We start from the raw sequence: 12,723 nt of genomic DNA on the forward strand, positions 1-12,723 counted from the left end.
AATTTATTTATGTTTAGTATCTAATATAGTATTAATGGCATGCTCAAAATATTTATGATACATTAAGATTATAAATTTTTATTAAATTTTTAGTTAAGGAGAATTTCGTATCATGAAAAGAGTCATTACTTATGGTACATATGACTTGCTTCATTATGGTCATATTGAATTACTTAGAAGAGCTCGTGAGATGGGGGATTATCTTATCGTTGCGCTTTCTACTGATGAATTCAACCAAATCAAAAACAAAAAATCATATTACGATTATGAACAACGTAAGATGATGTTAGAGTCTATTAGATACGTAGACTTAGTTATCCCTGAAGAAGGATGGGGACAGAAAGAAAAAGATGTTGATCGTTTTGATGTTGATGTTTTTGTGATGGGTCATGATTGGGAAGGGGAATTTGATTTCCTTAAAGATAAGTGTGAAGTCATTTATCTTAACCGCACAGAAGGCATCTCAACTACCAAAATCAAGCAAGAATTATACGGAAAAGATACAAAATAACTAAGAGTATTTATGACACTATTGAACATTTAATCTCGAAAAGAGAGATAAGAAAGAATTGTTCTTTAAATTAATGTGAACTAGAGTTGGAAAAGGTTGATATAAACTTATTTTTATCTAGTCATCGATTGCTAATATGTAAATGAAACCTGAGATAATGATAGATGTCTCAGGTTTTATATTTAAAATCAAACATTCTGTAATTCGAGATGCATATATATTATTTAATAAAGTTGAAGACATAAATCTATGAGAACAGTAGTAAGATATTATTTAATGAGAAAATATCTTGCTACTTTTTTCTATATTGATAATATATCAACCTCATCTTTCTCGAATGTGTGTGGATGTAAGTGCATTAGTTAATTTTGTATCAATAAAGTCATAAAACATATACATGATAGTGAGTTTGATAAATTGAATCCTCATATTGGTATCACGTATTATCATTTTTAAATATGTTAAATTTCATCACATTTATTTTAATATTTTTAGATTTTATGTGTAGCTGATTCGGATAAAATCGATTATTCGTAGAAATATTGAACCATAGTAAATATTTCGTTAGTACTTTTCAACACAGAACGGTGACAGAAAATAAAAATAAGATGACGTGCAATTTTTTGTACTATTAAACGATCTTTTGCGTGTGTTCTGATAAAAAATGTTATAATATCAACTACGAAGAACATAGTTACGTACATGAGAAGTTGAATGTTAAAATTACATAGTTTGCAACATTTTGGGTATCATATAAATTTGCTTAAAAGACTTATAAATAAGCAATCGTTATATATTTTGTGAATTGGGATGAAGTGAAATTTTACAAGATTAAGCAAGATCAAATATGAATATAAAGACGAGGTATAACTATGAAAGAACAAAACCCTTTGTTTTTCTTATTTAAAAGACTCTCATGGCCATATGGGTTAATCATTGCAGCGGTTATCATTACTTCGTTGGGAAGTTTAAGTGGTTTATTAGTACCATTATTCACTGGACGTTTAGTTGATAAATTTTCCGTCAGTAGCATTAATTGGGGAATGATAGCTATATTTGGCTCGATTTTCTTAGTTAATGCATTACTTAGCGGTATAGGCCTATATTTGTTAAGTAAAATTGGTGAAAAGATTATTTATGCGATTCGTTCATTATTGTGGGAACATATTATTCAATTAAAAATGCCGTTCTTTGATAAAAATGAAAGTGGCCAATTAATGAGTCGTCTAACAGATGATACAAAAGTGATTAATGAATTTATTTCACAAAAGCTACCTAATTTATTGCCTTCTGTTTTAACTTTAATAGGTTCATTAGTCATGCTATTTATCATGGATTGGAAATTAACTTTATTAACATTTATTACTATTCCTGTATTTATTTTAATCATCGTTCCTCTCGGACGTGTGATGCAAAAAATATCTACCAATACGCAATCTGAAATTGCGAACTTCAGTGGATTATTAGGTAGAGTGCTTACCGAAATGCGTTTAGTTAAAGTATCTAATACTGAGCGTTTAGAGTTAGATAATGCGCATACAAATCTTAAAAAAATATATAGATTAGGATTAAAGCAAGCTAAAATATCAGCAGTCGTGCAGCCCATTTCTGGTGTTGTTATGCTATTAACTATTGCGATTATTTTAGGTTTCGGTGCATTAGAAATAGGTACTGGAGCAATTACTCCCGGAACTCTTATTGCTATGATATTTTATGTAATCCAGTTATCTATGCCACTGATTAACTTATCGACACTAGTTACGGATTATAAAAAAGCTGTGGGTGCGAGCAGTCGTATATATGAAATTATGCAAGAGCCTATTGAACCTACTGAAGCTTTGTCAGAATCTAAAGACGTTACGATCATCGACGGCGAATTAGTATTTGAACACGTGGATTTTAAATATGACGTTAAAAAGATTTTGGAAGATGTGTCATTTAGTATTCCACAAGGTGAAGTGAGCGCGTTTGTAGGACCTTCTGGTTCAGGTAAAAGTACGATTTTTAATTTAATTGAGCGCATGTATGATATTGAACGTGGAGATATTAAATACGGTAATCAAAGTATTTTTGATATTCCACTTTCAAAGTGGCGTACAAAAATTGGTTATGTTATGCAATCTAATTCGATGATGAGTGGAACGATAAGAGATAATATTTTATATGGTATTAATAGAAAAGTTGATGATGAAGAGTTAATAGAGTATGCTAAGCTTGCTAATTGTCATGATTTTATTATGCAGTTTGACGAAGGTTACGACACGATGGTTGGTGAGCGTGGACTCAAATTATCAGGTGGTCAACGACAAAGAATAGATATCGCTAGAAGTTTTGTTAAAAATCCTGATATTTTGTTATTAGACGAGGCGACAGCGAACCTAGATAGCGAAAGTGAATTAAAAATTCAAGAAGCACTTGAAACCCTTATGGAAGGCAGAACTACTGTAGTTATTGCTCATCGACTTTCGACTATAAAAAAAGCTGGTCAAATTGTATTTATTGATAAAGGTGAAGTTACCGGTAAAGGAACACATCATGAATTGATGGCAAGTCATGATAAATACAGACATTTTGTTACATCTCAAAAATTATCAGATTAATATTAATCACGCCCTAATAAATGAGTGGAAGGGCGTGTTTTTTTATGTAAGTTTTGTAAAAATGTCATTTTAACCCTATTTTTCACGTGGTATAATAACTTTTGTAAGATTAAAAGAACTTTTGGGGTTTGTATAGAAACATAGTACGTAAAACAAACGCTTTCATTTTTTTGTTGTTCATCATTGTTCACCATTAACAAAATACATAGAATGACATATTGATAGTCTTACAGGATTGCATAATCAATGCATGAAAGTATAAAAATACATATAGGTAGGTGCCAAATGTTTTTATTAGTTAATATCATTGGGTTATTTATTTTCCTAGGTATAGGAGTTATTTTCTCTAGAAATAGGAAGAATATACAATGGAAATCTATTTTTATTTTGGTTATTTTAAATTTGTTTTTAGCTTGGTTCTTTATATATTTTCCATGGGGAAGAACAGGGGTTAAAGGAGCAGCTAACGGTATAGCATGGGTTATAGAATCCGCACATGAGGGTACTGGATTTGCATTTAAAAGCTTCACGTCTAATAAAGTGATGGACATGGCAGTAAGCGCGCTCTTCCCTATTTTATTAGTTGTACCATTATTTGACATTCTTATGTACTTTAATATACTTCCAAAAATCATTGGCGGTATTGGTTGGATACTCGCTAAAGTTACACGCCAACCTAAGTTTGAATCATTTTTTGGTGTTGAAATGATGTTCTTAGGTAATACTGAGGCTCTTGCTGTTTCTAGTGAACAGCTTAAACGCATGAATGAGATGCGGGTACTAACTATTGCGATGATGTCTATGAGTTCAGTTTCAGGAGCTATTGTGGGCGCTTATGTGCAAATGATACCTGGAGAACTTGTATTGACGGCAATTCCACTAAATATTATTAACGCAATTATAGTTTCTTGTATTTTGAACCCTGTATCAGTTGAAGAACAAGAAGATGTCGTGTATAGCATAAGAGATCACCAAACTGAAAGACAACCATTTTTCTCATTTCTTGGAGATTCAGTTTTAGCAGCTGGAAAGCTTGTATTAATTATCATTGCATTTGTCATTAGTTTTGTAGCTTTGGCTGACTTAATTGATAGATTGATTCATTTAATCACACATCTTATTGCAAATGGTATTGGTGTCAAAGGTAGCTTTGGTCTTGACCAAATCTTAGGCGTTTTCATGTATCCATTTGCTTTACTATTAGGTTTACCGTTTAATGAAGCGTGGGAAGTAGCACAACAAATGGCGAAGAAAATTGTAACAAACGAATTTGTTGTGATGGGTGAAATTTCTAATCAAGTCAATGCAATGACGCCTCATCATAGAGCAGTTATATCAACATTTTTAGTTTCTTTTGCAAACTTTTCAACTATTGGAATGATTATAGGTACATTGAAAGGTATTGTTGATAAGAAAACGTCTGATTTTGTTTCCAAATATGTACCGATGATGTTGTTAGCAGGAATTTTAGTATCCTTACTTACTGCTGCATTTGTTGGAATATTTGCTTGGTAATTTACTTTTTAGATTTTTAATTTATATAGGCACGCTACTCATTCTATTTTGTAATTAGATGAGTCGTGTGCTTTTTAATTTTGTAGAAAGCTGACGAATTGATTTACGAATTTCTAAAATGATAAAAACCAAGCATAAAAGTGAGGAGACACTTTTTATACTTGGCTTTTATGGGAAATGAATATTAATGTACTTGTAACGGTAAGGACTAGGTACTGTCACAGTACTTCGAGCAAAATTTGTTTTGTTACTATAAACAACACAAAGGAGATAACTTCTCTTTCAAGAAGTTAAAGTTATTATAGCAGACCTAGGCGTATAAGTAAATTAAAAATTCAGAATATTTAAATTTGTTCGAAAGCGGATGTGTTGAATTTCTATTTTAGTACGTTTAAGATGACATATTTTTATAATTACGAATATTATGATATGTGAAGTTGTTTTTTTAAATCATATATTTATTTGAAATTTTATTGTAGTAAGTAGTTACCTTATGCTAACATTTTAATAATTAAACAAAGTTTTAGGGGTGATTGAGTGAATAAAACTATCAGAGATATCATTTTAGTTATTATAGGTTCATTTATTTTCTCTGCAGGTATCAATGCATTTGTTATTTCAGGGAATTTGGGTGAGGGTGGTGTCACTGGTATAGCCATCGTATTATATTATGCTTTTCATATTTCACCGGCAATAACCAATTTTGTTTTAAATGCTATTTTAATTATTGTGGGTTATAAATATTTGAGCAAACGTAGTACATATTTAACTATTTTTGCTACAGTACTCATTTCAATCTTTCTAAGTTTAACTGAAACATGGCATGTAGAAACTGGGAATGTTGTAATTAATGCTGTGTTTGGTGGGACTTGTGTTGGTTTAGGAATTGGTATTATCGTTCTAGCAGGGGGAACAACTGCTGGAACGGTTATTCTTGCGAGAATTGTTAATAAATATTTAGATATTAGTACGCCATACGCTTTGTTATTCTTTGACCTTATCGTTGTGCTTATTTCATTGACAGAAATTCCTTTGGCGAAGTGCTTAGTTACAGTTATGTCTTTATATATAGGTACAAAAGTGATGGAATTTGTTATAGAAGGATTAAATACTAAAAAAGCAATGACTATTATATCTAGTCGCCCGAATGAGGTAGCAAAAGCTATTGATCAGCAAGTTGGAAGAGGATTAACAATATTAAATGGACACGGTTATTACACTAGAGAAGAAAAAGATGTACTTTACGTCGTCATCTCTAAAACACAAGTTTCCCGTGCTAAACGAATTATCAAAAATATTGACGAAAATGCCTTTTTAGTTATTCATGACGTTCGTGATGTATATGGTAATGGTTTTTTGTTAGATGAGTAAAATTTCAATATGTTATAAAGTTAGAAAGTTGCTAAAATGTAAGACACTTTTTAAAGTGAAGCCTAAAATGGTTACTTAGTTAAAGCCATTTTGGGCTTTTTATTATTATACAGTTCCCTACTTATCTATTATGGCCAATACTACTCACTTAATTTACTGCTGCTCATTTACGAGTATGATATATAACCTAGTGAAAATAATTGTTAGTCATAATATAGAAGAGATGTTATAATAAAAACTATGATAATGATTATCAATTACCAGTTTGTGACTGATAATGAGTGAATAACTTAATCAATAACAATGTTTTTACTATATATAAAGCAAGATTTTAGAGAATGAAAGTAGGGGAATTATTATGAGTCGTTTAAGTGGTGAACAAGTGAAAATTGGCTATGGTGATTCTACGATTATTAATAATTTGGATGTCGCAATTCCTGATGGAAAGGTTACTTCTATTATTGGACCTAACGGGTGTGGGAAATCAACTTTATTGAAAGCGTTATCTAGACTGTTGTCAATTAAAGAAGGTAGAATTAATTTGGATGGTAAGAGTATTCATGCCACATCTACGAAAGAAATAGCTAAAAAAATAGCGATTTTACCACAATCACCAGAGGTCCCAGATGGACTTACTGTGGGAGAACTTGTTTCTTACGGACGTTTTCCACATCAAAAAGGATTTGGTCGTTTAACTGCAGAAGATAAAAAAGAAATTGACTGGGCACTGTCAGTTACAGGTACAAGTGAATTTCGTCATCGTACTATAAATGATTTAAGTGGTGGACAAAGACAACGCGTGTGGATTGCAATGGCACTAGCTCAACGTACTGATATTATTTTCTTAGATGAACCTACAACTTATTTAGATATTTGTCATCAATTAGAAATATTAAATTTAGTCAAAAAGCTCAACGAAGAAGAAGGTTGCACTATTGTCATGGTTTTACATGACATTAATCAAGCAATACGCTTCTCAGATCATCTCATTACGATGAAAGCTGGAGATATTGTTGCGACTGGTCAAACTGAGGAAGTGTTAACTAAGGACATTCTAGAAAAGGTATTTAATATTGATGGTGTTTTAGATATAGATCCGAGAACAGGGAAACCAATTTTAGTTACTTATGATTTATTCTGTCAGACCTATTCATGATTAAATGAATACAGTCTTATTGATAAAATATGATTATAATAAAAAATGCTCAAAACAATTATCATTTTGAGCATTTTTTATATTAATAAGCCTATAGAGTATTTTAGTATCATAACCATAGTTTGAAAAAAATTTAACACGTGAACCACAATGATTTTTAAAGTTCACCATTTATACATTTATTATTGCTATTATAAGACGTATACATATAAAGAAAAAGTGTTTGAAAATATATTGTAATTTTACGGTCCAAAACGTTGAGAATCATTTTTTAAATGAAATTTAAAGGTAATTATGGTATTATAATAATAATTGTTATATAAAATCTGGACAATAGGAGGACATTGCCATGCAACATCTTATAAAAAAACATGTATTGAATGGCGAGTTTGAACTAGTTAGACAGTTAATGTCCGAAACAGATTTTATGGAATTTGAAGAAGCATACATCTCTAGTGCTCATGAAGTAGAGAGTATGATGTTTTATACATGTATTCTAGATATGATTAAGGTAGAAGAATCATCAGAATTACATGATTTAGCATTCCTTTTACTTGTTTATCCTTTAAGTGAATATGAGGGCGCACTAGATTCAGCATATTATCATGCAGATTCTTCCATAAAACTTACTGACGGAAATGAAGTGAAGAGTTTACTACAAATGTTATTACTTCATGCTATTCCTGAGCCAGTTATTTCGGATAAAAAAGCGTTTGATGTCGCTAAACGTATTCTAAAACTCGATCCAAGTAATAATGTTGCACGAAATGTACTTAAAGATACAGCAAAACGTATGGATAATGTAGTTGTAGACATTAATGAATTGAATAATCAAAGAGATGCACGCTAAAAAATGAGTTATAGTCGCTCAAGTTTATTGAAACTTTTGCGACTATTTTTTTATACATGATTACGATTGATTATGCATTTTTGTTTATATTGAAGTCCGAAAAATCGTTTTCTAAAATGATTAAAAATACAGAATAGCAAAATTTATACATTTTTTTAGGGTTGCAATAAAAAGTCAGTACGTTATAATGCTCACTGTGCAACTCTAAGGAGGTAAATATTCACATGGGGCTGAATAAAGAAGCTATAAAAATTGGTTTTGCCTATGTCGGCATTGTTGTCGGCGCAGGATTTTCAACAGGACAAGAAGTGATGCAATTTTTCACACCATTTGGTTTATGGTCATATATTGGAGTGATTATCTCAGGATTTATACTTGGGTTCATAGGAAGACAAGTAGCTAAGATAGGTACTGCATTTGAAGCGAAAAATCACGAGTCCACATTGCAATATGTTTTTGGAAAAAAATTTAGTAAAGTTTTTGATTATATTCTTGTCTTTTTCTTATTTGGTATAGCTGTCACTATGATAGCCGGATCAGGTTCTACTTTTGAGCAAAGTTTTGGAATTCCTACTTGGTTAGGCGCATTAATCATGACAGTTTTGATTTACTTAACATTATTATTAGACTTTAATAAAATTGTAAGAGCTTTAGGAATAGTTACACCATTTTTAATCATAATGGTTATTCTTATTGCTGTGTTCTACCTATTTACAGGTAGTATTTCATTAGGGGAAGTAAACAGTGCTATGCCTGAAACGAGTGCTTGGAAAGGTATCTTTTGGGGATTAGTATACGGCGGATTAGCATTTGCTGTAGGATTTAGTACGATAGTAGCTATCGGCGGTGATGCTTCTAAGCGAAGAGTTTCAGGTGCAGGAGCAATGTTTGGTGGTGTGCTATACGCTATCTTACTTGCTTTAATTAACTTCTCACTTCAAACAGAATATTCAAAAATTAAAGATGTAGCAATACCTACGCTTAACCTAGCGAAAGGTATACATCCTTGGTTAGGTCTTGTACTCACAGTCATTATGTTAGCTGTGATGTACAACACAATTTTAGGTCTTTGTTATTCTTTTGCAGCGCGTTTCACAGAACCTTATAGTAAAAAATACCATATATTCATTGTTATCATGATGGTGATGGCATTTATTTTAAGTTTCGTAGGATTCGCTGATTTAATCAATGTTTTATACAAATTTATGGGTATTGTCGGATTATTTATTGTAGTAGCAGTGTTGATTAAATATTATAAACGTAAAAAAGATGATGAAGAGCATATCGCGTAGTCATTGCTTCACACTTTTATGATTAAAAAGTTTATTTTAATCGTGAAAAGGTTAAGGTTAAAAAATACATGAACAAGTAAATATGTTCATCCGAGTTGACTAAGTTATAGATGCACACTTATATAAAATATTTTTTAATTGAGTCAGCTTTGAGGGGTGGGACTTCGAATTCATCAAAATGGATTCTGTCCTACCCCTTTGTTTAATTATATCGATATTTGTTTTATTATATTAATAGCAAGACAAGTAGAGTAATTATTTGAAAGGGTTAGCCATGATGAAAAAAAAGCTAAAATGGATATGGATAACAACACTAATCATACTTGTTGTCTCACTTATATTGGCTTTTAATTTGAAGAGTCATTATAACCATGTTCATGATAAACAGAAGAGCAAGACAAATGTTCAAATTAATAACAAAAATGTAAAATTATATAGAGATATCTCATATGGTAAAGGTATGCCCAACAGCAAATTAGACATTATTACCCCAGCAGATATGAGCAATGATACGAAATTACCGGTAATTTTTTGGATGCATGGTGGAGGATTTATCGCTGGAGACAAACAATATAAAAATCAATTATTGTCAAGAATTGCAGAACAAGGATACATCATTGTCAACGTAAATTATGCGCTAGCTCCACAATATAAATATCCCACGCCGCTAGTACAACTCAATCAAGCTGTAAAGTTTGTAAAAGAGAATAAGCATGAGTTACCTATTGATTTTGATCAAGTTGTTATTGGGGGAGACTCTGCTGGTGCTCAGTTAACCAGTCAATATGTAGCTATGCAAACCAATGAAGACTTAAGAGATGAAATGCATTTTGAACAGCAGTTCAAGCCTTCACAAATAAAGGCTGCCGTATTTTTTGGTGGTTTTTATAATATGAAAACGGTTAGAGCAACCGAGTTTCCAAGAATACAATTATTTATGAAAAGTTATACCGGAACAAGTCATTGGGAAACAGATTTTAAAAACTTATCTCAAATGTCAACGCTCAATCAAGTGACTCATGAATACCCGCCGACATTTCTTTCGGTTGGTGATGCTGATCCATTTTACAGTCAAAATAAAGAATTTGCGCAAGGTTTGAAAGCAGAAAATATACCAGTAGATACATTATTCTATGATGGTTCGCACCACTTACATCATCAATATCAATTTCATCTAGATAAACCGGAATCAAAAGAAAATATCAAAAAAGTGCTGTTATTTTTAAGTCGAAACACATCATCTTCTGGAGTGGAGAGTAACGAGTCATCACAAAATCAGCCAACTCAAAATACTAATGAAGTATCCTTATACCCTTTTGATTCTTAAGTTTATTAATGCTTTGTGCATTAAGGTACGTCATTGCGAGAAGTACTGTATATGTTGGAAGAATACGATTGCATAATTAAATATCATAACTATATTAAAGAGATATCATTCATATTTAATGTACAATCACTATCAGCATCAAACAATCCTAAAGTTGTTGTCTTTGTAATTTCTGTAAGAAATTCTACTCTGAATTATTGATAAAGTAAGCTTGATATAATTACATTTTTAATTCAGTCATCGACGCATAACATATTGAAATTCTCAAGACAATAATGTGCACCCCAAAAGCAAGACTAAATTTAGCTTTTGGGGTGCGTTTTTATGACTAAACAGTATAAATTTGATTTTAAAATTAAAGTAGTTTAAGAATAATTCAAAGATATACGAAGCGATGATGCAGTAGATTCATAATAAGTAAAGAATAAATAATCTTAAACTTATAAGTAGTAAAGATAATTAAAATACGCCTCAATATGAAAGACGTATGATGATATTATTTAATATTTTAAATATGTGGTAAAATTTATAGTGACATACTTAGTTAATTTAATATTTTAGCCATTACATATTCGTTATAATATTTTTGGTTTATAAAAAGCTTATCTTTAAGTTCACCTTCGATTTGAAAGCCCATGCCTTTAAACAATTCTATTGCGTTAATGTTTTCTGTAACAACCGTAGCTTCAATACGTCGAATATGATGATTTAAAGCCCATGCTTCAATTCTATTGATAAGTGCTTGCCCAATACCTTGATGTTGGTAATATTCTCTAACTCCAAGGTACACGACAGCTTCGTGCTGTGTACGTTCATAGGTTTCAGTATTAACAAATACGTATCCAACAAGTTGCTCATCACTTTCAGCGACATATATCGCTTTGGTAGGTGAGGTGATGTATTTTTCTAAGTGTTGACTTGCGGAAGATATCGTTGGTGAATATTCACCTGGATTGTAGAATGTAAATTCTGATTCATCATATATTTGGCTTAATAGACTGATAAAGTTTTCAACGTCTTTAATACTAATTTCACGAATGAGATGTGTCATATCAACACTCCTGTTTTGTTAAATCAATTGTCTTCCTTATTATAATACACTTTACATAATTACGCTTGATATAAAATTATCTAAAAGAAAGTTTAGGAGTTGATATTTATGAAGCCTAAAGTATTGTTAGCAGGTGGCACCGGCTATATTGGTAGATATTTAAGTCGAGTCATTGAACATGATGCCCAATTATATGCTTTATCTAAATATCCCAAACCTGATAAAGGATCTACGAACAAAATCACATGGTTAAAACGTGATATATATAATTACAAAGATGTAGTTGAAGCTATGGAAGGTATAGACATTGCGGTATATTATTTAGATCCAACTAAACATTCTGCTAAATTAACACATGCAACAGCACGAGATTTAAACTTTATAGCGGCAGATAATTTTGGTAGAGCTGCATCAATAAATAAGCTGAAAAAGATTGTGTATATTCCGGGGAGCCGTCATGATAATGAAGCCATTGAACGTTTAGGCGCTTATGGAGTACCAGTTGATTGTACAGATGTTGAAGTGAAACGTCCTCATATTAACGTAGAATTACAAACAGCTAAATATGATGATGTTCGAACAGCGATGAAGATGATTTTACCGAAGAAATGGACGCTCAATCAACTTGTAGATTATTTTAGTAGATGGTTAGATGAGACAAAAGGAACTTTTGTATATACTCAAAAACAAGGTCATCACTACATCATTTACAATAAGAACATTAAAAGCCCTTTAGCTATTTTCAAAATGATTAATACAACAGAAGATATAATTACATTACATCTTATTGGTGGTAAATTGATGAAACCAAAATTAAAGAAGCAAGCAAAATTAGAATTTAGACTTCTTAAAGGAACACGTTTAATTATGGTTCATTTATACGATTATATCCCTAGATTATTTTGGCCAATTTACTATTTCGTACAAGCACCGATTCAAGGACTTCTTATGAGAGGCTTTGAAATTGATTGTAGAATTAAGCATTATCAAGGGCGCATTCAATCAGGTGAGAAGATTAAATATACTAAATAATATATTAGGTGATTCGTT

Annotated in this window: 10 protein-coding genes; 9 read left to right on the forward strand and 1 reads right to left on the reverse strand. The window is 31.4% G+C overall.

The window, feature by feature from the left end; genetic code table 11:
* Positions 1 to 112: 112 nt before the first annotated feature.
* From tagD to HMPREF3241_RS04700, 8 genes are all read left to right on the forward strand, one after another.
* Positions 113 to 511, forward strand: coding sequence for a glycerol-3-phosphate cytidylyltransferase (tagD, locus tag HMPREF3241_RS04665; protein WP_001833002.1), 399 nt, complete (start codon positions 113 to 115; stop codon positions 509 to 511).
* A gap of 872 nt (positions 512 to 1,383) precedes the next feature.
* Positions 1,384 to 3,111 carry an ABC transporter ATP-binding protein gene (locus tag HMPREF3241_RS04670; protein WP_001832157.1) on the forward strand — a complete coding sequence of 576 codons (1,728 nt, stop codon included), beginning with the start codon at positions 1,384 to 1,386 and terminating at the stop codon, positions 3,109 to 3,111.
* Positions 3,112 to 3,396: 285 nt separating this feature from the next.
* Positions 3,397 to 4,626 carry a NupC/NupG family nucleoside CNT transporter gene (locus tag HMPREF3241_RS04675; protein WP_002500000.1) on the forward strand — a complete coding sequence of 410 codons (1,230 nt, stop codon included), beginning with the start codon at positions 3,397 to 3,399 and terminating at the stop codon, positions 4,624 to 4,626.
* A gap of 537 nt (positions 4,627 to 5,163) precedes the next feature.
* Positions 5,164 to 5,997, forward strand: coding sequence for a YitT family protein (locus HMPREF3241_RS04680; RefSeq protein ID WP_002457541.1), 834 nt, complete (start codon positions 5,164 to 5,166; stop codon positions 5,995 to 5,997).
* 358 nt (positions 5,998 to 6,355) lie between these two features.
* Positions 6,356 to 7,153, forward strand: coding sequence for an ABC transporter ATP-binding protein (locus HMPREF3241_RS04685; protein WP_002445840.1), 798 nt, complete (start codon positions 6,356 to 6,358; stop codon positions 7,151 to 7,153).
* 349 nt (positions 7,154 to 7,502) lie between these two features.
* Entirely contained in the window at positions 7,503 to 8,003 is a 501-nt protein-coding gene (locus HMPREF3241_RS04690) for a hypothetical protein (protein WP_001832127.1), read from the forward strand.
* A gap of 224 nt (positions 8,004 to 8,227) precedes the next feature.
* The gene (locus tag HMPREF3241_RS04695) at positions 8,228 to 9,295 is read left to right on the forward strand and encodes a YkvI family membrane protein (protein ID WP_002474354.1); all 1,068 of its coding nucleotides are present in this window, start codon (positions 8,228 to 8,230) and stop codon (positions 9,293 to 9,295) included.
* Positions 9,296 to 9,572: 277 nt separating this feature from the next.
* A complete protein-coding gene (locus HMPREF3241_RS04700; RefSeq protein WP_002499293.1) occupies positions 9,573 to 10,622 on the forward strand; it encodes an alpha/beta hydrolase in 1,050 nt (349 codons plus the stop codon).
* Between the two features lie 544 nt (positions 10,623 to 11,166).
* Here HMPREF3241_RS04700 and HMPREF3241_RS04705 read toward each other — a convergent pair.
* Positions 11,167 to 11,673 (reverse strand): GNAT family N-acetyltransferase, encoded by a 507-nt coding sequence (locus tag HMPREF3241_RS04705; protein WP_001832115.1) that lies wholly within the window; start codon positions 11,671 to 11,673, stop codon positions 11,167 to 11,169.
* A gap of 108 nt (positions 11,674 to 11,781) precedes the next feature.
* Between HMPREF3241_RS04705 and graX the strand changes: the two genes are divergently transcribed.
* Complete coding sequence (graX, locus tag HMPREF3241_RS04710) at positions 11,782 to 12,705, forward strand: auxiliary protein GraX/ApsX (RefSeq protein WP_002500001.1); 924 nt, start codon at positions 11,782 to 11,784, stop codon at positions 12,703 to 12,705.
* Positions 12,706 to 12,723: the final 18 nt, after the last annotated feature.

It is taken from the genome of Staphylococcus sp. HMSC34G04, from assembly GCF_001838765.1.
Classification (GTDB): domain Bacteria; phylum Bacillota; class Bacilli; order Staphylococcales; family Staphylococcaceae; genus Staphylococcus; species Staphylococcus epidermidis.

Bases quoted from the DNA above. Each gene is read 5' to 3' on its own strand.
- HMPREF3241_RS04695 (WP_002474354.1), top strand. From the start codon at position 8,228: ATGGGGCTGAATAAAGAAGCTATAAAAATTGGTTTTGCCTATGTCGGC.
- HMPREF3241_RS04685 (WP_002445840.1), top strand. From the start codon at position 6,356: ATGAGTCGTTTAAGTGGTGAACAAGTGAAAATTGGCTATGGTGATTCT.
- HMPREF3241_RS04700 (WP_002499293.1), top strand. From the start codon at position 9,573: ATGAAAAAAAAGCTAAAATGGATATGGATAACAACACTAATCATACTT.
- HMPREF3241_RS04690 (WP_001832127.1), top strand. From the start codon at position 7,503: ATGCAACATCTTATAAAAAAACATGTATTGAATGGCGAGTTTGAACTA.
- HMPREF3241_RS04670 (WP_001832157.1), top strand. From the start codon at position 1,384: ATGAAAGAACAAAACCCTTTGTTTTTCTTATTTAAAAGACTCTCATGG.
- HMPREF3241_RS04705 (WP_001832115.1), bottom strand. From the start codon at position 11,673: ATGACACATCTCATTCGTGAAATTAGTATTAAAGACGTTGAAAACTTT.
- HMPREF3241_RS04675 (WP_002500000.1), top strand. From the start codon at position 3,397: ATGTTTTTATTAGTTAATATCATTGGGTTATTTATTTTCCTAGGTATA.
- tagD (WP_001833002.1), top strand. From the start codon at position 113: ATGAAAAGAGTCATTACTTATGGTACATATGACTTGCTTCATTATGGT.
- graX (WP_002500001.1), top strand. From the start codon at position 11,782: ATGAAGCCTAAAGTATTGTTAGCAGGTGGCACCGGCTATATTGGTAGA.